The 22,736-nt window shown below is 43.6% G+C and carries 19 protein-coding genes and 1 other RNA gene; 19 read left to right on the forward strand and 1 reads right to left on the reverse strand.

Annotated elements, in window-relative coordinates:
* Positions 1 to 64: 64 nt before the first annotated feature.
* From MUCPA_RS22960 to MUCPA_RS22975, 4 genes are read left to right on the forward strand one after another with little or no spacing between them, the layout of a single operon-like run.
* Positions 65 to 2,602, forward strand: coding sequence for a T9SS C-terminal target domain-containing protein (locus MUCPA_RS22960; protein WP_008509640.1), 2,538 nt, complete (start codon positions 65 to 67; stop codon positions 2,600 to 2,602).
* A complete protein-coding gene (locus MUCPA_RS22965) occupies positions 2,599 to 3,588 on the forward strand; it encodes a PorP/SprF family type IX secretion system membrane protein (protein WP_008509642.1) in 990 nt (329 codons plus the stop codon). The genes MUCPA_RS22960 and MUCPA_RS22965 overlap by 4 nt, the downstream gene beginning before the upstream one ends.
* Before the next feature lie 3 nt (positions 3,589 to 3,591).
* Positions 3,592 to 5,307 (forward strand): OmpA family protein, encoded by a 1,716-nt coding sequence (locus MUCPA_RS36340; protein ID WP_008509644.1) that lies wholly within the window; start codon positions 3,592 to 3,594, stop codon positions 5,305 to 5,307.
* 49 nt (positions 5,308 to 5,356) lie between these two features.
* Positions 5,357 to 5,611, forward strand: coding sequence for a hypothetical protein (locus MUCPA_RS22975; protein WP_008509646.1), 255 nt, complete (start codon positions 5,357 to 5,359; stop codon positions 5,609 to 5,611).
* 468 nt (positions 5,612 to 6,079) lie between these two features.
* Here the strand turns inward: MUCPA_RS22975 and dinB are convergent, their stop codons facing one another.
* Positions 6,080 to 7,264, reverse strand: a complete 1,185-nt coding sequence (gene dinB, locus MUCPA_RS22980; RefSeq protein WP_008509648.1) for a DNA polymerase IV — start codon at positions 7,262 to 7,264, stop codon at positions 6,080 to 6,082.
* A gap of 62 nt (positions 7,265 to 7,326) precedes the next feature.
* On the opposite strand from dinB, the gene MUCPA_RS22985 reads away from it, so the two are divergent.
* The 15 genes from MUCPA_RS22985 to MUCPA_RS23055 all read left to right on the forward strand — a co-directional run bounded on the left by MUCPA_RS22985 (position 7,327) and on the right by MUCPA_RS23055 (position 22,698).
* A complete protein-coding gene (locus MUCPA_RS22985) occupies positions 7,327 to 7,893 on the forward strand; it encodes a 2'-5' RNA ligase family protein (protein ID WP_008509650.1) in 567 nt (188 codons plus the stop codon).
* A 204-nt stretch (positions 7,894 to 8,097) separates the two neighbouring features.
* An RNA gene (gene ffs / locus MUCPA_RS36640) (signal recognition particle sRNA small type) lies at positions 8,098 to 8,195 on the forward strand.
* Positions 8,196 to 8,509: 314 nt separating this feature from the next.
* Positions 8,510 to 8,935 (forward strand): SMI1/KNR4 family protein, encoded by a 426-nt coding sequence (locus tag MUCPA_RS22990; RefSeq protein ID WP_008509652.1) that lies wholly within the window; start codon positions 8,510 to 8,512, stop codon positions 8,933 to 8,935.
* Positions 8,936 to 9,827: 892 nt separating this feature from the next.
* Positions 9,828 to 10,412 carry an RNA polymerase sigma factor gene (locus tag MUCPA_RS23000; protein WP_008509654.1) on the forward strand — a complete coding sequence of 195 codons (585 nt, stop codon included), beginning with the start codon at positions 9,828 to 9,830 and terminating at the stop codon, positions 10,410 to 10,412.
* A 129-nt stretch (positions 10,413 to 10,541) separates the two neighbouring features.
* The gene (locus MUCPA_RS23005; RefSeq protein ID WP_008509656.1) at positions 10,542 to 11,675 is read left to right on the forward strand and encodes a FecR family protein; all 1,134 of its coding nucleotides are present in this window, start codon (positions 10,542 to 10,544) and stop codon (positions 11,673 to 11,675) included.
* Positions 11,676 to 11,951: 276 nt separating this feature from the next.
* The gene (locus tag MUCPA_RS23010; RefSeq protein ID WP_157543975.1) at positions 11,952 to 15,170 is read left to right on the forward strand and encodes a SusC/RagA family TonB-linked outer membrane protein; all 3,219 of its coding nucleotides are present in this window, start codon (positions 11,952 to 11,954) and stop codon (positions 15,168 to 15,170) included.
* A gap of 11 nt (positions 15,171 to 15,181) precedes the next feature.
* Positions 15,182 to 16,600, forward strand: coding sequence for a RagB/SusD family nutrient uptake outer membrane protein (locus tag MUCPA_RS23015; protein ID WP_008509658.1), 1,419 nt, complete (start codon positions 15,182 to 15,184; stop codon positions 16,598 to 16,600).
* A 74-nt stretch (positions 16,601 to 16,674) separates the two neighbouring features.
* The gene (locus MUCPA_RS36345) at positions 16,675 to 17,820 is read left to right on the forward strand and encodes a TlpA disulfide reductase family protein (RefSeq protein WP_008509659.1); all 1,146 of its coding nucleotides are present in this window, start codon (positions 16,675 to 16,677) and stop codon (positions 17,818 to 17,820) included.
* Positions 17,821 to 17,885: 65 nt separating this feature from the next.
* On the forward strand, positions 17,886 to 18,641 hold the full coding sequence (locus MUCPA_RS23025; RefSeq protein ID WP_040626308.1) for a M16 family metallopeptidase: 756 nt from the start codon (positions 17,886 to 17,888) through the stop codon (positions 18,639 to 18,641).
* Between the two features lie 354 nt (positions 18,642 to 18,995).
* On the forward strand, positions 18,996 to 19,274 hold the full coding sequence (locus MUCPA_RS23030) for a GNAT family N-acetyltransferase (RefSeq protein WP_008509660.1): 279 nt from the start codon (positions 18,996 to 18,998) through the stop codon (positions 19,272 to 19,274).
* Positions 19,275 to 19,294: 20 nt separating this feature from the next.
* Positions 19,295 to 20,275, forward strand: coding sequence for a YpdA family putative bacillithiol disulfide reductase (locus MUCPA_RS23035; RefSeq protein ID WP_008509661.1), 981 nt, complete (start codon positions 19,295 to 19,297; stop codon positions 20,273 to 20,275).
* A gap of 69 nt (positions 20,276 to 20,344) precedes the next feature.
* Positions 20,345 to 20,641, forward strand: a complete 297-nt coding sequence (locus tag MUCPA_RS23040) for a YXWGXW repeat-containing protein (RefSeq protein ID WP_008509662.1) — start codon at positions 20,345 to 20,347, stop codon at positions 20,639 to 20,641.
* 75 nt (positions 20,642 to 20,716) lie between these two features.
* Positions 20,717 to 21,238 (forward strand): helix-turn-helix domain-containing protein, encoded by a 522-nt coding sequence (locus tag MUCPA_RS23045; protein ID WP_008503751.1) that lies wholly within the window; start codon positions 20,717 to 20,719, stop codon positions 21,236 to 21,238.
* Complete coding sequence (locus MUCPA_RS23050; RefSeq protein WP_157544057.1) at positions 21,160 to 22,059, forward strand: IS3 family transposase; 900 nt, start codon at positions 21,160 to 21,162, stop codon at positions 22,057 to 22,059. The genes MUCPA_RS23045 and MUCPA_RS23050 overlap by 79 nt, the downstream gene beginning before the upstream one ends.
* A 138-nt stretch (positions 22,060 to 22,197) precedes the next feature.
* Positions 22,198 to 22,698 carry a thioredoxin family protein gene (locus MUCPA_RS23055; protein WP_040627870.1) on the forward strand — a complete coding sequence of 167 codons (501 nt, stop codon included), beginning with the start codon at positions 22,198 to 22,200 and terminating at the stop codon, positions 22,696 to 22,698.
* Positions 22,699 to 22,736 lie beyond the last annotated feature (38 nt).

The raw sequence follows: 22,736 nt of genomic DNA on the forward strand, positions 1-22,736 counted from the left end.
TGGCTCATTTTTCATTTTCATTTCATCTGCTTTTTATAACTTACAGCATTGTAAATATCATTGCATGCTGAAATATCTACCTTCTAAAAGGTGTACTCTTCATATAGCCAGTAAGCCTCCGGTAAATAACTGGTACTTAGTTGTGTATATTGTTTTATTTTCATTTTCTATCTCCATTACCCATGTATTGGCCGAGGGGAGCAAAGAGCTCAACTCCAACGGTGGCAACCGGGCCTACCTGCTTTCGAGTACTGTTTTTAATGCGTCGTATCCTTTTCCAACTTTAGGTACCATGAAGGTTTATGTAAAGGCAGGCGAAAGTATTTATGTGGGCTCGAGCGTGCAGGGTATCAATGGCGGGACAATTAATTTTCGCGCACCTGATGGCTCAACTTACAGCAGCGGAACAGACGCCGTTACAGGCCTGATTAGCAACCGCACCCAGGAAGTGGCCGGGCCGCTGCCCAATACCGGCGGCTATACGCCTTTTATTAAAACCGTGCAGGTAGGGCAGGAGGGAGTATGGGAAATTGATTTTATACCCGAGGCTAATGGCACCCAGTTAACCGCTAATCCTACTCCGGTAGCCTCAAGTACTATGTGGGTACAGCCTGCAGCTCAATATATAGCTGCCTTTGATGTGTCGGTACGCGATGCCGCTAACGCTAAATTTCTAACTGGAAGAGTATTTACAAACGTTTTTTCGGGTGTGCTGGGCGCTTTTAATGTGGGTTTCAACGGGATATTTAATATTTTAACCAAAGATGGCTACCAGTACACCCTCAATAATAACGGGCAGGCAGGTAATGGCTTTACTTTTTTTGTAAACAACAAGGGTTTCAGGGATGCCAATGGGGGCGTATCTTATAAAAGTGTGAACCTGATAACGACCAACGTGCAAGACCCTCGCTCGGCCGATACCCAGATGGACGTTACCCAAAAAATATTTTTTAATCCTCCGGCCTCAGATCTGCCAGCTTCGGCAAGTATTCCTGGCGGCGGTACAACCTGGTTATTAAGCGCGCCGGTTTTGCCAACTATCAGTAACGTTACTTTTACAGGGATTGAAGGTACAGTGGGCAGAGCCGGTACCAACCCTTTGGGCGGATATTTTGTTTTTACTACCAGTGGCAATGGCAATTATGTGCTGGCGATTGACGCCAACCAGAACGGTTTGTTTACCGACGCTGCCGATCGTAAATTAGCAGGCGCGGTAAATACCGGTACCAACCTAATATATTGGGATGGGCTTGATGGCGAGGGGAAAAAGGTACCTGCTAACGCGCTGGCCGCTTATAACGCCAACATCACTATTATTACTACAGCGGGGGAAGTTCATTTTCCATTTTTTGATGTAGAACGTAATGTAAACGGGTTGAAATTGAGCCGAACCAATGGGATATACGCGCCCGACGATACCTTATTTTGGGATGATTCGCCCATAACCGTTGTTGGTACGCCATCAAATCCTATCAAAAACTTAACGGGTATCAGCAGCGCAGTTAACGGGCATAAATGGGGCACCACTACCTTCGACCCTAATAACGACGCTGATTTTGGCAACAATAAAAGTATAGATACCTGGGGGTATACCAGCAGCGCACCTGTTAGCAGTGCGGTTAGTTTTCAATTGTTAGAAGCCGATTTGGCTGTGGGCGATATTAGCGCTGCCGCGGGATGTGCGGGTTTGCCGGTTACCTATCAGTTTACGGTTAAAAACAATGGCCCCAGCGCGGTTACTGGGGCCAAACTGAGTTTCAATTACCCAACGGATATTATGGGCCTGGTGGTTAACAGTACGGCAACAACCGGTACATCGTCGGTGTCGGCAGGCCTTGTTACCGCTACCGCCTACACCTGCAATGTAGATCTGACCAATGGTGCCGTCAGAACGTTCAACATCACCGGCAAGGTCAGTTTATCGTCCAGTGGAAGTCTTGCTGTTTCGGCAGGCATTTTGCGGCCTGCCGATGTTACCGATCCGGATGCCACCAATCCGGATGCCACGCCGCCAACCGATGCTCTCCTTGAGTGTGATGCTTCGCCCTCAGGCTTGGGCTGCAACAATGTTAAAACCAATACTGTTGTGGTTATTGCCGCTCCAAACGCCGGGCCCGATCAAACTGTTTTTCAATATGCTAACGCTACCCTGTCGGCAGTTGGTGCAGGTACCTGGTCGCAGGCGTCTGCTGATGCTCATATGGCTACCATTTCCAACCCGGCGAGTAACATAACCACCGTTACCGGCTTAGATAATTTAGGGCTTCATCATTTTGTTTATACCAATGGAAACGGTTGTACCGATACGGTGGTGATCAAAGTGATAGCCGCCGATCTGGAGATCCCCAATATTTTCACCCCTAATAACGATGGTAAGAACGATGTGTTTAAAATAACAGGTCTTGAAAGCTATGCGGGCTCGCAGCTGATTGTTTTTAACCGTTGGGGAAACGAGGTTTACCGGTCTGATAACTATTTAAATAACTGGGATGGCAGCGGACTGGCAGAAGGTACCTATTATTATATTTTGAACCGAAAGGATCATGACGGCGCAATTGTTACCATCAAAGGCTGGGTGTTTTTAAAGCGAGGTAAATCATGAGCCGATATAAATTACTGATACTTTTTTGGGGCCTAACTTTTTGGATGTTGCAGGCGCGGGCGCAGCAAACCGTACAGTTTAGCCAGTATGTATTTAACGGCCTCGCTCTTAATCCTGCTTATGCCGGTTATAAAGACGATTTAACGCTTAATTTAAGCAGCAGGATACAATGGGTGGGCATTAACGATGCGCCAAAAACAGGTGTGGCATCCGTTGATGGTTTACTGAATAGTAGCGGAAACAAAAATGTTGGTTTAGGCTTAATAGCCACTTTTGATCAATTGGGCCCCGAAAGTACCACATCTGTATACGCCAACTATGCTTATCGCCTCCGGCTGGATGCCCTGGATACCAAACGCCTGTGTTTTGGTATCGGTTTTGGCGCAATTCAATACCGTTTGGATGGAACTAAATTTAACGCTACTGATGCAGGCGACAGCGAGATAACTACAGGTATCGCCAGTAACATCACACCCGATTTTCGCTTTGGAGTTTACTATTATACTCCGAAGGTTTATGTTGGCGCTTCGGTGTTTAATTTACTTTCGGGCACGGGTACCAACCTGGTTGATAACATCCAACTGGCTAAACAGGTGAGGACAGCCTATTTAACCGGCGGAGCATTATTGCCTTTAAGTGAAACCATCGACCTTAAGCCATCTTTTATGATTAAAGAAGATTTTAAAGGGCCAACAAATCTGGATATAGGCGGCTACATAGCCTTTAACAAAGCCGTTTGGCTGGGCACATCATACCGCACGGGCGTACAGATCTGGAACAAAAATAATTTGCAAAGCGGTTTGGATCAATCGGACGCCGTGGCGGCAATTGTTCAGTTTTATGTCAACGATCATTTCAGGATAGGTTATTCGTTCGATTTTACTACGAGCAAGTTAGCGGGTTCGCAAAACGGATCGCATGAGTTTTCGTTGAGCATCAGTTTTCCGGGTAAAAAACAAAGGGTGGTGAGCCCACGATATTTTTAACGCATGAAAAAATTAATACTGAGTGCGCTACTATTGATGCTAACGGTGCCTGTTGCATTTGCACAGGAGCAACTAAGCCTTAAGGAGCAGGCCAACCAACTTTTTAACCGCTTTGAGTATTTTAAAAGCTTGAGCTATTACCTTAAGCTTGCCAATAAAGCTAAGCCCGATGTTAAAATAATGGAGCGGATAGCCGAGTGTTATCGCAACATTAACCGCTACGGCAATGCTGAGCAGTGGTATGCCCGGGCGGTAGCCAATACTAAAGCCGACAAATCAAGCCACTACTATTATGCAGAAGTGCTATTGCGTAATCAAAAATTTGAGCTGGCAAAACAGCAGTACCGGCTTTACTTTGTTAATGATTCGGCAGCGCTGGCCTTTAAACTCTCCACCTGCGATTCGGCCATATCATGGATGAAACATGCCCTGCACCAGGTAGACAATGCAACCACCGCCAACTCGGCCTTTTCTGACTGGGGCGCTATTGATGATGGCCATGCATCGCTCATTTTTACGTCGGACCGTAAAACAGAGGCTGGCGTTGCTGATAACCGTACGGGCAACAATTGGTTTAAGCTCTATCAGTTTAACCTGAAAAGTCAGCAAACTATGCCACTTTCTATTGTTTCTGACAATGGCGTGGATTTTAACGACGGTTATCACGTTGGCCCGATGGTGCTCAATAAATCAAATGATACCGCCTACATTACCGTAACTACTGAAATAGCCTTAAATAAACTTGCCGCTGATAAGCCCGATAGTAAACGCGGTCAAAAGCTTTATACCCGCCGTTTACAATTGTTAACGGCTGTCAGCAGAAATGGAAGATGGCTTGTCTTTAACAGCTTTGCTTATAACAACGTTCAACAATATTCTGTTGGAAATGCCGCTTTGTCTCCAGATGGAAAGTTGATCTATTTCAGTTCGGACATGCCGGGAGGTGAGGGCAAAACCGATTTGTGGTATTGCGAAAAACAGAAGGACGGCTCATGGGGAAAGCCTGTTAACTGCGGCAAAACAATCAATACTAAAGACGAAGATACTTTCCCGTTTTTGAGCAGCAACGGTACGCTTTATTATGCGTCAAAGGGTTTGCCCGGTATGGGGGGCTATGATATTTACGCGGCTGTGGGTAAAAAAAGCGAGTGGGGTATTCCCCAAAATCTTAAATATCCCATCAATAGTACCAGCGACGATTTTTATTTGGTTAGCTCCGATGGTTTAAATGGCTTTTTATCATCAAACCGCGATGGAGGCAAAGGCAGCGATGATATTTACGCCTTTAGCCCCAACCCTGACACCATAGCTGCGCCCCCTGCCGTTATCGTTAATGTGCCAAGACCCGAACCTAAACCTGATTTTGTGATCAGAACAATTTATTACGACTTGGACAAATCGTTCATCAGGCCGGATGCCGCTGCCGAGCTGGATAAGCTGTCTGTGGTGTTAAAAGAACACCCCGCATTAAAAATAGAGCTTTCGTCCTTTGCCGATTCAAGGGCATCTTATTCTTATAACCTGGCCCTTTCACGGCGCAGGGCCACCGCAGCCGTCAATTACCTGGTTAATAAAGGAGTGAGCATAAGCAGAGTATTGGCCAACGGTTATGGAAAAACACACCTGGTAAACCAATGTGCCGACCATGTAAAATGCAGCGAGGCGGAGCATCAGTTAAACCGCAGGACCGAGTTTAAGTTAATTGGAAATTTTGACTGATAAAAACAACCTGTCACATATAACGTTAATCAATTAAAATAATTAAATCATGATCATTCCCGAAAACCAAATACCCTTAGACGATGCTGAAAACTCTGATTCCGAAGATCAGCAAAGCCAGCAAGACGTTCATTCAAATGGATTTGATGATACGTTTGAAACTACTGCAGAAGACGATGTAGCCAATGACACTGATAATTTAGAACAGGCAGACAAAGCATCAGAAGCAGCTTATACGCTCAATGTTGATAAAGGCATTGCTCCCCGAGTTGAGAAAAAGGACGATTCCAATATCAAGGAATAATCTTATCTTGATCAATGTCTGGCCATTGTATTGGGGCGGACATTGATCTAATTTTCCTATTTATTCAATAAATTTTACGGCCTGCGTTTGTTAAATCGATTGTAGCAACGAAATGCTAAGCTCAAAGTGCGGTGCAGCTTTGGATATGATTTTCTGTTGCGCATATAAAAATGAAAAACGGGTGTATTGGAGGTGTGCCTCTAAAAATAAATATGTCAGTGCGGTGAAACGAACATCTTCGTGTTGTTAAATTACCGGGACAATAGTTATAAAACAAAAGAGGACACTAATAAAAGTGCCCTCTTTCCCCTAATTAATTTAAACTATTGATTAAACCCAACGAAAAAGAACGTACTTAACACAACTTGGGCAATTGAGTAATACTACTGTTTAACGGAAAAAATTAATCAGGGTTTAATGAGTTTTTAAAAAACAGACGTATTTGTCTGTTTTTTGTTAAAAAAACCTTCAATCTTTTCCAAATGGATTAAAATTGCGGGTGCCAATTTCCATCCCGGCGGCCCGGCAAACTGTTTTATTGCCGTATCTGAAATTAATTTGATCGAGCGCGCGGTATAGTTTTATTTTTTCCTCGTTATCTTCAAAAAGATTGATCTGGTAATTGCCGCTGCATAAATTGCTCAATTTAACACCAATAAGCCTGATGGGCCGGCTTTGGTTCCAGGCGCGTTTCAATAAGTTTTTAACTCCTGGTATCAGGATATGGTCTGCCGACGTCAGGGCTATTTTTTCCTGCTGGGTATGGGTTTCAAAATTGGCGTACCGTATTTTAATAGCCAGGCAGGCCGAAAGCTTATCTTCTTTACGTAGCTTAAAAGCCAGTTCTTCTGTCATGGATACTAAAATGGCTTCCAGAGTTTTCAGGTCGGCAGTGTTATGGTCAAACGTATGTTCGGTGGATATCGACTTACGATCAGAGTATGGGATAATTTCGCTGTCGTCCAGTGCGTTGGCCTTCTCCCAGATAAACCTCCCGGCTTTACCGAACACCGATTCCAGGAAACGGATGTCTACACGTTGCAGATCGGCTATTTTTTCTATGCCATATTGATACAGTTTCTGGCAGGTTTTCTCGCCCAGCATGGGTATTTTACTGATAGGGAGGGGCGCCATAAATTCTTTTTCTTTGCCGTGTTCCACCAAAAGCTGCCCGTTGGGCTTGGCCTGGTTGGTGGCCATTTTTGCAACAGTTTTGTTGGATGCCAGTCCGAACGAGATGGGCAGGCCTGTATCTTTTATAATTTTTTGACGCAGGTCGCTCGCTATCTGGTAAGCGTTGTAAAAGCGGTCCATCCCGGTAAGGTCGATATAAAATTCATCAACAGATGTTTTTTGAAAAAGCGGGACGGCATATTCAATAATCTGTGTTACCTGTTGCGATGCCTCGGAGTAGCGGCCATGGGTACCATGGATCACAATGGCTTGGGGGCATAGCTTGAGTGCCGTACGCGTGGGCATAGCCGAGTGGACACCAAATTTGCGGGCCTCGTAACTGCACGACGCTACCACGCCACGCTCAACCGAACCGCCGATAATAACAGGTTTGCCAATGAGCGAGGGGTTAAACTTACGCTCAACGGAAACGAAGAACGAATCCAGATCGATGTGTACAATATGGCGTTTGTTAACCATGCACAAATCTAAAAAATTAAAATTGATTTGCTAAAAATATTAGTAAATTGTATCTTTGGTTAATGGATATCAATGCAAGCACTTATTCTGACTACATGATGCTGATTTCGCCTCCGCCGGAAGTGATAGAGGGGATAAGCAAGTATAAAAAGGCATCGGCCCGGTTGATTGGGGATTTTGAGGGGATGTATGGCAAGGCTCATATCAGTTTAACCAGCCAGTACAGGCAAATACCGGGGCTGATGATGCAAAAGCTGGATGCTTATCGTAAACCGGTGAGCAGTTTAAACCCTGTTCAATTGCATATTAACGGGTTTAGCTTTTTTAAACATGGTGATACAAGCGCAACTATCTATGCCAAAATTGAGCTGAATGCCGAGGTAGCTAACTGGTTTATTCATTTAAAGAGGATTTTTGGCGATAAAAATAAAACCAGCATCCCGCATATTACGGTGGTCAAAAATATTCCTGTTGAGTTGTTTAAAACGCTTTGGCCCAAGTTTACAGATCAACGGTACCGGTATGATTTTATACCTCAGAGCATTACCATTTTATCACGACCGATGATAGGTGGAAGGGAACACTATTGGACGCCCTTTAAGGAACTGTATTTCAATAATTTTAGATGATTTTATTTGAGATAGACGTGTTGTTGGTGTGATTGGTTCGATTTTTTTCGATGTGTGTGGGCCCATCACCGAGATTTATTTTTTGTATAACAAGGCTAACATTTACAGTTACTTAACCTGTAATTTACGCCTGTTTACTATTTATTTCAACTTTTAAGCTCAATAAGCTTTCGTGCATCCGTTCAAATTGCTACATTTGTGCCGGGGTAAGTCTTTTACGACCAGCTCCTCTTGAACTCCCCCAGGGTGGGAACGCAGCAAGGGTAGAGGGTTGTAGCGGTGCGATAAAAGGTGCTTACCCTTTTTTATTTTCTTTATCTTCAAGCGGGGCAATCATCTTTTGCCGAAAAATTATCACCACTGGTTTAGAGCCGGGTGGAAAGCAAGTATTGGTTTTTGGGATTGGTATTTTGGAAAAAAAAACGCTGTTTTAAGCCTTGCGTATACTTTAGGGTTTTAACAACTTTTAAAGCTGATAAATCTGACGGGCGGTTACAGGGGAATGTTGAAAAATTTATCCAGTATTTTAATTGTCCCAATTTGCTATAGGCGTTTTCTTATTTTCTTGTTGTTCAATATTCTGAACTTTGACTATTATTGTTAAGAAATATTTAAGATGGGGAGATTGGAAAATCTGTTTGATAAATATGCCTTTCCAGCACGCACCTCCTATCCAGGGCGAGCCATCGAGGATATTGAACAAGAAATTGGGTTTCAATTACCAGAAGATTACAAGCTATTTCTCAGGAGGTACAGTGGTTTTGAAGGAATGATTAATTGTGAATATGTAGTGCTTTGGGAAATAGAAGCTATTTTAGAATTGAATGCAGGATATGAAATTATAAGTTCTCTTCCCAACACTATAGGCATTGGAGGAAGCGGTGGAGGTGATATGATTGCAATAGAATTTGAAGAACCCGATAATTACAAGATTATTCTGGCTCCTTTCATAGGTCTTGATGAAAAAGAATACCATATAGAAATAGGAAATTCATTTTACGATATGCTTGCACGTTTAGATGCTGGAAAAGGATGGTTTTAATAATCATTGTTTTAGCGTATAACCTCAGCGGTCGATTTACTTTTCTACGTGTTAGCGATTGCAGTGAGCCCGGAATGGAATGAAGCACTAATTTTCACGAATGTAAGGTTTAGGATTTCGTGTTAGGGAGCGCAATGAGGACTTGCAACGGAAAGCGCGGCCCGGCGAGGAACACCCAATAACCTGTAGGAGCGAATGATATGCCCGAAATCGCTTCGGCATTTAACCTCAATTCGGATTTTAAGTGATTTGTTATATCGATTTAAATATCAAATAGTTGGCAGGAGTGTTTGTTTAAGGATAGTACAGCGGTTGGAGAAGTCGCTTTTAACATCGGAGAAGAATCAATGGGTACTCAAAAGATTCTTACTATCGGCGGACGAATGATTGATGCGTTGATGGATGGGCAGGTTTTGATTATAGAGGAATTTAATAGCAGTTTGAGCCCTACTGTTATGTTATTCATGAACTGACGGTTATCGTTTAATCAAAGTCATTAATACTTAACCAGGAATTTCGAATTTTTGACTCAAGGCTCCGGCCTAAGTACCCTTGGTTTTAACAATAGCTCACTAAAGAAATTGATTAGATTTTTCCATTCGTCAGTAAAGGGGGCTTTTTGAGTGGGCCAAAAGAGGCATTTTGATGTATTTTATCCCCCAATTAATAGTGGAATAAAAAGATAATTAATAAGCATTCGTTTTCGAATTATTTCAGAATGTTGGAAAAAATTCGGATAACCTTAATTATCCAGACAACTTTGGTTGATAGCAATTATTGCCTGAAGTTTTTGTGTTTTAGTTTCCAGGCTGTAGTGATAAGCGGATTTTCAAACAAATTCATGTGTTATTTTTAAATTAGGGGCTATTTTATGTAAATTCGGATAGAATATATGCAGCATCCTTATGATCGGCTTTCTGACCTCGAATTGACAAAACGGCTGCGCTCTGGTGATGATGACGCTTTCAGAGAAATCTACCAGCGTTATGATAAACCACTTTACCTTTATGCCTATCATAAACTTGGAAGCAAAGAAGAAGCCAGGGATGTGATACAGGATGTGTTTGCCTGGCTGTTGGATCACAGGGAAAACATCGATTTAAAAACAACCCTCTCCGGGTATCTTTATCAGTCGGTGCTTCATAAGGTGTTCAATATCTTTAAACATCAAAAGGTGTTGGAAAAATATGCAAATGAAGAATATACCTATACAGATATAGAAAGCAAGGAAACTGATTACCTGATCAGGGAGAAAGATATTATTGCCATGGTTGAAAAGGAAATTGCGTTAATGCCGCCACGAATGCGGGAGATCTATACGCTGCGAAGCAAAAACTATATGACCAATAAGCAAATAGCTGAACAACTCGGTATCGCCGAAGCTACGGTGGCAACCCAAATAAAACGGGCGATGAAACACCTCCGTGTAAAACTTGGCATAGCTGTATACCTGCTCTATATCATCAACCAACGATGATTTTAACCAACAGATAATCAATATACTACTTAAAATTTAACATTTTCTTAATTTTTTCTTTATCTGTTGTACCCAAACAGGGCTCTTCGGTTGCCTTTACTTATAATACGGCAAAAAACCATTTAAATAATGAGCAAAAAAGGCATTAAGCAGGCACTACAACGCGTAGCTTCGGGAACAGCTACCGAAGAAGACGACCTTAAGACGCTATACTGGTTACATTATTTTCGCAGGAAAGACGCTCCTCTTCTTTCGGAAGAGGAATTAACTTCAGAAAGTGACGCGATATTTCATCAATTGATGGAACGAAAGTTAATAAACAGACCGTATCGGGCTAAACGTTTATGGCCACGCGTAGCGGCAGCGGCTTCAATAGTGCTTTGCCTGTCGGCGGGAATATACCTGCTTATTCATAACCGGAAAACAGCAGAGTTGGAACTATCACAAAAATATGATATTTCTCCGGGTGGCAATAAAGCTATGCTGACCTTATCGAATGGACAAAAGATTATACTAAACGGCGCAAAAAATGGCCGGCTGGCTATTCAACGAAATGTATCCATCAATAAAACTGCCGACGGAAGCCTAACATACGCCGCAGCTGCGCCGGAAGCTGAAGTTACGTATAACACACTAACAACGCCGCGTGGGGGCCAGTATCAGCTCACTCTGGCCGATGGTACCCGGGTTTGGCTTAATGCCGCGTCATCAATCACTTATCCTGTTGCCTTCAATACCCACGAGCGAAAAGTAGTTATAACCGGCGAAGCTTACCTGGAAGTTGTACATCATTATGGCCGGCCTTTTAGGGTTACGGCTAATGGCCAAACCATTGAAGACCTTGGCACTCATTTCAATATCAATGCATATTCTGATGATCCAAACAACAAAACAACCCTGCTTGAGGGCAGCATTAAAGTTATTAAAAATGGACGGTCGGCTTTGTTGCAGCCCGGCCAGCAGGCTGTAATTGAAAACAATGTGGGTACTACTGATATAAAAATAACTAAACCGGTTGATATAGCAGAAACAATTGCCTGGAGAAACGGACAAACAAGTTTTACCAACGCAGATATCAAAACGGTTATGCGCATGGTTTCCAGGTGGTATGATGTAGATGTAACCTACCAGGGGAAGATGCCCGACCAGTTATACACCGGAGCCATATCCCGCAACGCCAACCTTTCGGGCTTGCTAAAAATATTGGCGCTGAACGATATTCATTTTGAACTTCAGGGGCGAAAAATCATAGTAAAACCATAAACCCAAAACCTTATAGTTAATTAACCCGATCAGATGACTTTTAAACCCGCAACGATGAAGAAATAATACCAGCAACCATCACGGGTTACCCAGAAAAAAGCCGGAAGTGCAACGAACACTTCCGGCGGATATCCGGGTCAACCGCACCGTAAAACACGGTAAAAATCTTTCGACAGATATTTATTCACTTAACCCAAACACTACAAATGTATGAATTTTTGTACGCTCCCTGATGCCATGTCCTTAAAACGGGGGCAAGTAAACAGAATACTCCTGATGATGAAACTGACTGCCTTATTTATAGTGCTATTTTGTTTCCGGGTTGCCGGGGGCAGCTTTGCGCAAACCGTCACTCTTTCAGCAAGAAACGCCCCGGCGGAAAAAGTTTTTCAAGAGATCAAAAAGCAAACCGGATATATGTTCTGGTATAAAAGTGATTTGTTGCAGGACTTTAAGCCTGTTACTATCCAAGTTGACCACGCCAGTCTTCAGGATGCCCTTGACCTTTGTTTTAAGGATCAATCCCTTACTTTTACCATTGTTGAAAATACAAATACCATTGTTGTATCCCGGAAAGAGACCGGGGTATTGGATAAAATAAAAAAGATATTCTCTCCGTCGGTCACTATTAGAGGAACGGTGAAAGGCGAAAGTCTCCCCTTGAGCGGTGCATCCGTTTTGGTGAAGCGACTCGGGAAAGGAACATTTACCAATGAAAAAGGAGAGTTTAGCCTTGAGGGGCTGGAGGAAAGCGATATTCTTGTGATCAGCTTCATCGGCTATGAAAAACAGGAAGTAAAAATATCGGGAACTACCGGCGAACTACAGATCCAGTTAAAAACGAGTATCAGCGCATTGGACGAAATACATGTGCTGGCCTATGGGCAGCGAACTTCCCAGCGTTTAACTACGGGTTCCAGCACCAGGATAGGTGCCGATGTTATTGACAAGCAGGCAACCGCTGATCCGATAAGTGCTATTCAGGCCAGGGTTCCGGGCTTGCTGATTACCAATAACAGCGGGCTTCCAGGAGCAGCAGTTACGGTTCAGATCCGGGGAATAAGCACGCTCAATCTGGACGGCGCGGCCCGAAACCCGCTTTATATTGTAGATGGCGTGCCATTTACGGCCGGTTCGCTTAGTACATTAACTAATAATGGTATATACCCCGGTTCGGTTGAAAGCCCTTTTAAAAGTATCGATCCCAGTTCTATTGAAAGCATTGAGGTTCTTAAAGATGCCGACGCAACCGCCATATATGGTACCAGGGGAGCAAATGGTGTTATTCTGATCACGACAAAAAGAGGAAAAAAAGGCAAGGTGAAAATTAATGCTGATGCCTATACCAGTATTTCGCGGGTCCCCCATTTCATGGACATGCTGAATACCCAACAATACCTTGCCGCCCGCCGGGAGGCGGCTATTAACAGTGGCAGAGTCATTAATACCACATCATATCCTGACCTGACCCTATGGAGCCAGACCGACTATACCGATTGGCAAAGAAAATTTTTTGGAGGGACGGCGCAAACCAATAATGCAGAACTGAACGCTTCAGGTGGTAACGCGACCACACAATTTCTATTGGGCGGAGGCTACCGGGATCAAAAAACGGTATATAACAGCAAGTACGGCCTACAATCCGGGAATATGAGGTTTAACCTGGACCACAACTCAGTAAACAATAAGTTTAATAGCAGCCTTTCGGTTAACTATTCCAGGGATAAGAACAGCACTGTCGCGCTGGATCCAAATTCATTTTATAATCTTCCTCCCAATTATTCTCTTTATAAAGCTGACGGCTCTTTGAACTGGGCTTTACCTAATCCGGTTGCTGTTTTACTGCAAACTCTTTCTAATCAAACAAAGAATCTCAATGCCAACATGCTGTTAAGTTATAAAGTATTACCCGGGCTAACGCTGAAAACAAGCCTGGGCTATACGGATATGCGGCTAAACCAGCTTTACCTGAGCCCCCGGGCATCACGTAATCCGAACGGTTACGACCCACTCGGTTCGGCCGCATTTGCCAATAACATGAACAGTTCAAAATCAATGGAACCGCAGGCCGACTATGTACTCAACGTGGGAAAGAGCAACTTTCATGCACTGGTTGGCGGTACTTTTATCTATAATTCTTCCAGCGAACACCGGCTGACAGGTTATCAGTATAAAAATGATAACCAATTGGAAAATATATCGGCAGCGGGGATCATCGATACGTTAAACACAGCCAGTAAGTACAAGATCCTTTCTGGGTTTACGCGGTTAAGTTATGATTACGACCAGAAATACTTGTTAAATGTAACATTACGCCGGGATGGCTCCTCACGCTTCGGTCCGGACAGGCAGTTTGGTAATTTTTGGTCAGCGGGGGCCGCCTGGATCTTTACCGAAGAAGCCTGGATTAAAGAAAACCTGCCCGTTTTGAGCTTCGGAAAAATACGGGGTAGCTACGGTATAACAGGCAACGACAACGTTGGCGATTATCAGTATTTTGTTAACTACGTTAAAACCTATGCTAATTATCAAACGGCGGGATTATACCCTAACAACCTGTATAATCCTGGCTATCAATGGGAAGTTAACAAAAAACTGGATGCCGCCCTGGACCTGGGCTTTTTGAAGGATAGGATAACCTTGAGTATTGATTACTATAGAAATATTTCCAGCAACCAATTGGTATCCTATCCATTAGCCACCCAAAGCGGCCTGTCGTCTGTAGTACAGAATCTGGACGCCACCATACAGAATACCGGTTGGGAGGTCCAATTAAATGCCGTTCCGATAAAAAATAAGGACTTTAAATGGTCAACCGCCGTTAACCTAACCGTAGCCCGGAATAAGCTTCTCGCCTTCCCGAACCTCGCAAGTTCAAGTTACGCCGATATCTACACAATCGGACAGTCGGTTTCCTTAATATGGGGTTACCGAAACCCTGTAGTAGATCCCAAAACGGGAATCCTCCATGTCGATGATATTAACAAGGACGGTGTGATCACGTATCCTGAAGATTATGCGTCGATAGGCAATAACCTTCCGTCCTACTACGGTGGGTTTAACAACAGTTTCAGTTACCAGAATTTCCAACTGGATATTTTCTTCAGCTTTAAGGAGACGGGGAAAAAGTATTTTACCTACTTAAGCCTGGGTTCGGATATTCGTAATCAACCATCGGTTGTTTTGGGGAGATGGCAGCAACCGGGTGATGTAACTTCCATTCCGGCTTACACCACAAACTCAAATGTCGTTAGCGAATATAACTCCAGCACTGCGTCCATGTACAATGCATCTTACCTACGCTTATCCAGCTTATCGCTAAGCTATAGCTTCCCCCGAACTTTGGCGGCCAGGTTAGGTATGCAGAATTTAAGCCTTTACACCATGGGCAATAATATTTTCACGGTTACAAGTTATCCGGGGCTCGATCCCGAAACCGGTACCAGTATGCCCACACTGCGCACAATTACGTTTGGTTTACGCACGACATTCTAATTTGCTAAAACATGAAATTACACAATAAGATCACTAATAAAATCAAGATATCGGCTGTAATGCCTGTATTTTACCTCGGCTTAATCGTGATGATTACTATGAGTTCCTGTAAAAAAATATTGGAAGTTAGCCCGGAATACATCAGAACAACAAACCAGGTTTATGCCAGTGACGCGTCGGCAGACAGCGTGCTCGTCGGGCTATACGCTACGCTGTCCAATAGCATTAGTTATAGTTCAGACATCCCGCTCAGTACCGGGCTTTCCGCTGATGAGCTTGTTCCTAATCCCAATGGCTTCAGCACAGGTTATATTTCGATGTATAATAATGAGCTTGATCCGAGTAATGCGCAGACTAATGGATTTTGGGGAGATAGTTATAACGTGGTCTATATTGCCAACTCCATTATGGAGGGTGCAGCGGCCTCCCAGGGAATGACTGCGCAGAAAAAAAAGCAATGCACAGGCGAGGCGCAGTTCCTCCGCGCTTTCGCCTACTTTTACCTCGTTAACTTTTTCGGAGATGTACCATTAGTCACCTCGACGGCTTACAAAACATCGTCGGTATTACCGCGGACAGCAACCGCCCTCGTTTACCAGCAAATTCTGAAAGACCTGCTTAGCGCGGAAAGTAATCTGGGTGACGACTATCCCACAGCGGGCCGGTTCAGGGCAAATAAATGGGTAGTCAAAGCGATGCTGGCCAGGGTTTACCTTTACCTTGGCGACTGGGCAGATGCCGCGGCGAAATCAGGCGAGGTTATCAACCATAATGCGGTTTACGCGCTCGGGAAGATGGCCGCTGATCCGGCAGTCATGAATATCTTTCACGCAGATAGTAAAGAAGCAATCTGGCAGTTTTGGAACAGCTATGGCTCGGCGCTGGGCGGTTACACTTTGGGGGATTATGCTTACTTCCTGGTGTCTCAACAGCCGCCTACCAACCTAATCTCAGCATTCGAAGCCGGAGATCTCCGCAGTATCAACTACGTTGGATATTCAGCTACGGCAAATGCTTATTACATCAACAAATACAAACTGGACGGTAGTTTCACTGCTAATTACCAGGAATACACGATGGTGTTTCGGCTTGCAGAGCAATACCTCATCCGGGCCGAGGCAAGAGCGCAACAGGGAGACATTGGTGGCGCGCAGGCGGATATCAACGTGATTCGTGGAAGGGCCGGTTTGGGTAATACAAAAGCAGCCGATGCCCCGTCATTGCTTTCTGCAATAGGGCAGGAACGGCGGGTAGAGCTTTGTTTTGAATGGGGCGACCGCTGGCTCAACCTGAAACGGCTTGGCCAGCTCGATGCCGTTATGAAGGCGAACAAGCCAACCACCTGGAAAGCTACCGATGCCTTATACCCCATCCCGAGAATAGAAATACAGAATAATAACGAACTGACACAAAACCCCGGCTATCAATAGATTTCATCATGATAGTTAGGCAATCACGCTTAACAATAATTTTTATTTAAAATCAAGTAGAGGAATACATCCAAATGAATATAAAATCGATTGTAATAGCCTTTTTCTGCCTTCCCGCTTTTGCCAGTGCACAGGTAGCTAAGGGGACATATCTTATCAAAGGCCAGATAACCGGGATCAATAAAAAACAGGCTGTCAAGGCATATCTCAACATTTATAGGAATACGGCAACTTACGATTCAGTAAGCATCAAAAACGATTATTTTAAATTTACAGGAAAAATAGCAGAACCCAATATTGCATCCATCACCTTCAGGCTGAAAGTTAAGGGGAAAGACACTATAAAAGTGTTTAGGTTATTTATTGAAAAAGGGGTTGCCAATGTGGTATTTAAAGTTGATTCGCAGATCAGGCTGGAAACGGTAAGTTCAGCCCTCAATAAACAGATGAAGGCCTATGATAGCAGCACTGCTGCTATCACAGAAAAATCCGATAGTCTGTTCAGGGCTTATATCAGGTTGGAAGATCAAAAACTTGACAGCACCCGCGATCAGGCAACCATCATTGAGAAAACGGGGCGGATTTCTGACCGCATAGATTCGTTAGATGTTTTACTGCACGCGGCCGAGCAAAGGTTTATCACAGCACATCGCGCTTCTTATTTCAGCCTTTTTCTGTTGTCTGAAAGCCAGCGCCATGGCCTGCCCTACGAAAAAACGCAATTTCTTTTCGCGAAGCTTAACCCAGCTATCCGTAAAACTGGTTTAGGTAGAAAATTAGGGGCAACGCTGATTAAGGAAAGCGCTTTCGCTATCGGAAAAAAGCTCCCGGACTTTTCGCAGAGCGATACCAGCGGCAAAGTGCTCTCGCTTAAAAGTTTCCGGGGGAAATATGTTCTGGTAGATTTTTGGGCAAGTTGGTGTAACCCCTGCCGTGCTGAAAATCCTAATGTAAAAAAAGCTTATCAGCGATATCACCAAAATAATTTTGAAGTGTTGGGTGTATCGTCTGACATTCAAAAAGCCTCATGGCTCAGGGCCATTAAAGCAGATGGCCTTGTTTGGACCAATCTAATTGATAACGACGGAAAAGTAGGCAAACTATTAAACATCCAGGCAATCCCATCTAATTTTTTATTGGACCCTACCGGAAAAATTATCGCCAGGAACCTTCGCGGGGATGAGTTGAACAAAACACTTGCAAGTGTTTTGTTCAAATAAGTCACCTGATTTATATCGTTGTTACAAACGATATAAAAAAACAAACCAGCTCATTAACAAAGCAAATGAACACACTACGCTATTTACTGTTACTCTTCCTGTTTATCCCTGCCATAATATTCGGGCAACCCCCGGTAAAGAGTGTACGCAATAACAAGACAGCGGCAACTCTGCCACAAGATCCGGCGGTAAGAACCGGAAAACTTGCCAACGGATTTACTTACTATATTCGTCATAACGAAGAACCCAAAAACAGGGTAATCATGTACCTGGTCAATAAGGCGGGTTCGGTACTGGAAGATGAAGACCAACGCGGCCTGGCCCATTTTATGGAACACATGAACTTTAACGGCACCAAACATTTTCCTAAAAACGAGCTGGTTAATTACCTGCAAAAGTCGGGAATCAGATTCGGGGCCGACCTGAATGCCTATACCAGTTTTGATGAAACGGTTTACCAGTTACCAATTCCGTCAAACAATCCTGAACTTTTAAAGGGAGGCCTGAAGATTATGCGCGACTGGGCCAGTGAAGCAACGCTTGATCCGGCGGAGATTGATAAAGAACGGGGCGTGGTGCTGGAAGAAAAAAGGCTGGGCAAAGGCGCGGGCGAAAGGATGCAACAGGTTTACTGGCCTGTTCTATTAGCTAATTCGCGCTATGCCAGGCGTATCCCAATTGGCCTGGACACTGTGCTGAACAATTTTAAACCTTCGGCCATTGCAAGGTTTTATAAGGATTGGTACCGGCCAGACCTACAGGCTTTGATTGTTGTTGGAGATATCAACGTGAATAACATGGAAGCTGCAATTAAACAGTAGTTTGCCAGCCTGCGCAACCCATCAAAAGAAAAGCCAAGGGTAAAGTATACTGTTCCGCTTACCGGCAGTAATAACTTTATTACGGTAACGGATAAAGAGATGACAGGTACCGCTGCTGAGGTTATGATTAAACACCGTGTTAGCGATTGCAGTGTAAAGTCCGGAATGAAGCGGAGCGCAATGAGGACTTGCAACGGAAAGCGCGGCCCGGCAGGGAACACCCCAATAATATAACTTGATTAGGTGTTTGGTAACCTGTTTGTTATTTTCCGTATGCTATAGCTTCAAATTACCTGTCGGCGGTGCTCAAATGTAAACTTATTGCTAAATTGCCCTCAATAAAACATTTTATTTATGAAGGTTGAACGGGAAGAGAAAAATAATCGCGGCGCTTTTTATGTAGAAAAGGATGGACATTGGGTTGCCGAAATGGCCTATGGCATGTCGGGCGATCAGATGATCATTTATCATACCGAGGTATCTAATGAATTACAGGGGCAACATGTTGGTATGCAATTGGTTAGGGCAGGTGTGGAATACGCGCGGGCTAATCATATTAAAATAGTTCCGCTTTGCCCTTTCGCCAAAGCGATTATAGATAAGGTTGAAGAGTTTCAGGACGTTTTAGCCTGATTGTTTTAAATTAGTATACCATGCTTGATATTTTCATCATAGGTGCCGGTCCGATTGGTTTAGCCTGCGGACTGGCAGCTCAAAAAGCCGGGCTGTCCTTTGTTATTGTTGATAAAGGTTGCCTGGTTAATTCGCTGTATAATTATCCGGCAACGATGACTTTTTTTTCCACTTCCGAGAAGCTGGAGATAGGCAACATCCCATTTGTATCAAACAATGTAAAGCCCACCCGGGCCGAGGCGCTGGAGTACTACCGCCGGGTAACAACTTCTAATCATTTACCGGTACAACTGTTTGAGGAGGTAAAAGGCATGGCGCACGGAGCCGATGGCTATACCATTAACACGTCTAAGGCAACCTACCAGGCCAGGTATATTATTATAGCTACCGGGTTTTATGATGTGGCTGTTGATTTGAATGTGCCGGGCGAGCAATTGCCTAAAGTAAAACACTACTATAAAGACCCGCATTACTATGCCCTGCAAAAGGTGCTGGTGGTGGGTGCCAGCAATTCGTCGGTTGATGTGGCGCTGGAAACTTACCGTAAAGGCGCCGAAGTAACTATGGTAGTTAGGGATAACGAAATTAGCAGCCGGGTTAAATATTGGGTGAGGCCCGATATTATTAACCGGATTAAAGAGGGCACCATAAAGGCTTATTTTAATTCGTCGGTAGTCGCTATCCGGGAGTACGAGGTGGATATTCAAACACCAGATGGAATAGTTACCATTCCGAACGATTTTGTAATGGCCATGACCGGCTATAAACCCAACTTTACTTTTCTAAAGCGGCTGGGCATTCAGCTTTCGGCTGATGAAAAATTGCTGCCCCAATATAACCCGCTCACGATGGAAACCACTAACCTGCCGGGCGTTTACCTGGCTGGTGTAGTTTGCGGCGGTATGGATACACATTTGTGGTTTATTGAAAATTCGCGCATCCATGCCGAAATGATTATTGCCGATATGCTGAAAAAAGAGAACGTTGAAGTGCAGATTTAACATCTCTTAACATATGGCCCAATAAACCTTCGGCTTTTGCTTTAGTTCAATTAATAAATACATATTATTATGAAAACGATAAGCAAATTTCTGATGGTATTCACCATTCTGATAACAACAGCAATAGCAAGTAATGCGCAGGTAAGGGTTTTTGTACGCACTAGGCCGGTAGAGCCTGTAATTGTAAGGCCGGTTGCTCCGTACCGGGGTGCCATATGGATTCCGGGTGAATGGCGATGGGAAGGCCGCCGTTACGTATATGTGCACCCACATTATGTACACGAAAGAAGGGGGCATGTTTGGATGCCCGGCCACTGGGATAATGTACGCGGTGGATCTGTTTGGGTGAGCGGCCACTGGAGATAAATTATAAAGGCTGGCCCGTGTGTTTACTGAAGTGAACCCCAAAAGTTAGACAAAAACTTTTGGGGTTTATTATTTATGTCAAAGCACACATTTGAAGAGAAACTTGATGTAGTTTCTCAAGTAAGAAAGGGAAAGCCGATTCTACGGATATCCCGCGAACGCCATATCCGTGAAGGCATGATATTGGAATGGGTTCGGAAATATGATCTTTATGGCGAAAGTGGGCTGCTCAAACAACCTAACGTCAAGCCCACGCCTGATTTCAAAGAAGAAGTTGTAAGGCTTGTCATAGAAAAAAAAGTACCTTTAAATCAGGTTGTTCTGGAATATAGATTAAGCAAGACTGCTTTAGAGCGCTGGGTAAGATCAGTACGGGTTGAGGGATATGCAGTACTATACCAGCAAAAGAATCCTGGACGACCACCTAAATGCATGGGAAGATCAAAGAAGCTTGAACCTGAAACAGAAGTAGAGAAGCTCCAGGCGGAAAATAGCCGTTTGCGGGCGGAGAACGCACTATTAAAAAAAGTCACGGCCTTAGTCAAGGAAAAAGAAGCCCGCGAACGCATGAGTGGGCAAAAGCCATCGAAGAACTAAGGCCCGAACATGATGTTTCAATTCTATTGGATTGCAAACAGATGGCTCGTTCTGTATTTTATTATCATCGCAAGCGCCTAAATGATGATAAATACAAGCATGAAAAAGAAGAGATCGCAAGTATATACCACTTGCATAAAGGCAGATATGGTTATCGGCGGGTCACCGCCGAAATGAAGAACCGGGGTTATAGCATAAATCACAAGACTGTCCAAAAATTGATGGGAACATTAGGCCTAAAATGCAATATCAGGAAAGTAAGTTATCGCTCATACAAAGGTGAGGTTGGTAAAATTGCCCCTAATGTACTTGAAAGGGATTTTGAGGCAAATCTGCCTAATCAGAAATGGGCTACGGATGTCACTCAGATGAACATTAAAGGGGAGAAGATCTATTTATCTCCTATAATTGACATGTTCAACGGGGAAGTCATTTCTTATAGTATTTCAAAATCTCCAAATATGCAGATGATAGATGAAATGTTATATGAGGCTTTTGATAAAGTGAAAGATATAAGGGGACTTATTTTTCACTCTGACCAAGGGTGGCAATATCAACATTATGGATATAGAAAGGCTTTGGAAAAACATGGAATTATTCAAAGCATGTCCAGAAAGGGAAACTGCTTGGATAATGCCTTGGCCGAAAGCTTCTTTGGGATCTTAAAGACAGAATTACTGTACAAACAGAGCTTTGAAACTGCGGAAGAATTTATAACTTCGTTAAAAGAATACATTCATTACTATAACAATGAAAGAATAAAAAACAGGTTAAATGGAAAGAGCCCGGTGGAATACCGAGCTCTCGTACAAAAAACTTAATTTTGTAAACTGTCCAACTTTTTGGGGTCACACCATACCGGGGCGGCCTTTTTTAATTTGATATCAGACACTAATTTAGGCTTGGGCTTGTATGCTATAACAACAGGTTTTGTATTTTTAACCAATCAATACCGCAACATGAAAAAATACTTATTAATTTGTTTGTTTACCGCCATGTGCATGGGGCTTAAAGCTCAAAACAAAGACACTGTTAAATTATATAACCCTGCTGCTGATGCTCAGGCAGATATTAAAGCGGCGGTAAAACAAGCGGCTATAGCACATAAAAATGTATTGCTGCAAATTGGAGGCAACTGGTGTGTGTGGTGTTTACGATTTAATAACCTGGTAACTACCGACCCGGATTTGAATAGATACATGACGGACAATTACGTTGTAGTACACGTAAATTATAGCAGTGAGAATAAAAACGCGGCCGTTTTGGCAAGTTTAGGTTATCCGCAACGCTTTGGCTTTCCGGTTTTTGTAGTGTTGGACGATAAGGGCAACCGTTTACATACCCAAAACTCCGCCTACCTTGAGCAGGGCGAAGGGCATAGTAAGGCCAGGGTAATGGAGTTTTTTAAAGGATGGTCGCCGGCAGCCATTGACCCTAAAACTTATATCAAAAAAGGATAGGTTGGGGGCGTTGATGCCTTGGCCCCGAGTCTTTAGTT

Source organism: Mucilaginibacter paludis DSM 18603 (assembly GCF_000166195.2).
In the GTDB taxonomy this organism is placed as follows: Bacteria; Bacteroidota; Bacteroidia; order Sphingobacteriales; family Sphingobacteriaceae; genus Mucilaginibacter; species Mucilaginibacter paludis.

Bases quoted from the DNA above. Each gene is read 5' to 3' on its own strand.
- MUCPA_RS36345 (WP_008509659.1), top strand. From the start codon at position 16,675: ATGAATATAAAATCGATTGTAATAGCCTTTTTCTGCCTTCCCGCTTTT.
- MUCPA_RS23035 (WP_008509661.1), top strand. From the start codon at position 19,295: ATGCTTGATATTTTCATCATAGGTGCCGGTCCGATTGGTTTAGCCTGC.
- MUCPA_RS23015 (WP_008509658.1), top strand. From the start codon at position 15,182: ATGAAATTACACAATAAGATCACTAATAAAATCAAGATATCGGCTGTA.
- MUCPA_RS23005 (WP_008509656.1), top strand. From the start codon at position 10,542: ATGAGCAAAAAAGGCATTAAGCAGGCACTACAACGCGTAGCTTCGGGA.
- MUCPA_RS22990 (WP_008509652.1), top strand. From the start codon at position 8,510: ATGGGGAGATTGGAAAATCTGTTTGATAAATATGCCTTTCCAGCACGC.
- MUCPA_RS22960 (WP_008509640.1), top strand. From the start codon at position 65: ATGCTGAAATATCTACCTTCTAAAAGGTGTACTCTTCATATAGCCAGT.
- dinB (WP_008509648.1), bottom strand. From the start codon at position 7,264: ATGGTTAACAAACGCCATATTGTACACATCGATCTGGATTCGTTCTTC.
- MUCPA_RS23055 (WP_040627870.1), top strand. From the start codon at position 22,198: ATGAAAAAATACTTATTAATTTGTTTGTTTACCGCCATGTGCATGGGG.
- MUCPA_RS36340 (WP_008509644.1), top strand. From the start codon at position 3,592: ATGAAAAAATTAATACTGAGTGCGCTACTATTGATGCTAACGGTGCCT.
- MUCPA_RS23025 (WP_040626308.1), top strand. From the start codon at position 17,886: ATGAACACACTACGCTATTTACTGTTACTCTTCCTGTTTATCCCTGCC.
- MUCPA_RS22975 (WP_008509646.1), top strand. From the start codon at position 5,357: ATGATCATTCCCGAAAACCAAATACCCTTAGACGATGCTGAAAACTCT.
- MUCPA_RS23045 (WP_008503751.1), top strand. From the start codon at position 20,717: ATGTCAAAGCACACATTTGAAGAGAAACTTGATGTAGTTTCTCAAGTA.
- MUCPA_RS23010 (WP_157543975.1), top strand. From the start codon at position 11,952: ATGATGAAACTGACTGCCTTATTTATAGTGCTATTTTGTTTCCGGGTT.
- MUCPA_RS23030 (WP_008509660.1), top strand. From the start codon at position 18,996: ATGAAGGTTGAACGGGAAGAGAAAAATAATCGCGGCGCTTTTTATGTA.
- MUCPA_RS22985 (WP_008509650.1), top strand. From the start codon at position 7,327: ATGGATATCAATGCAAGCACTTATTCTGACTACATGATGCTGATTTCG.
- MUCPA_RS23040 (WP_008509662.1), top strand. From the start codon at position 20,345: ATGAAAACGATAAGCAAATTTCTGATGGTATTCACCATTCTGATAACA.
- MUCPA_RS22965 (WP_008509642.1), top strand. From the start codon at position 2,599: ATGAGCCGATATAAATTACTGATACTTTTTTGGGGCCTAACTTTTTGG.
- MUCPA_RS23000 (WP_008509654.1), top strand. From the start codon at position 9,828: ATGCAGCATCCTTATGATCGGCTTTCTGACCTCGAATTGACAAAACGG.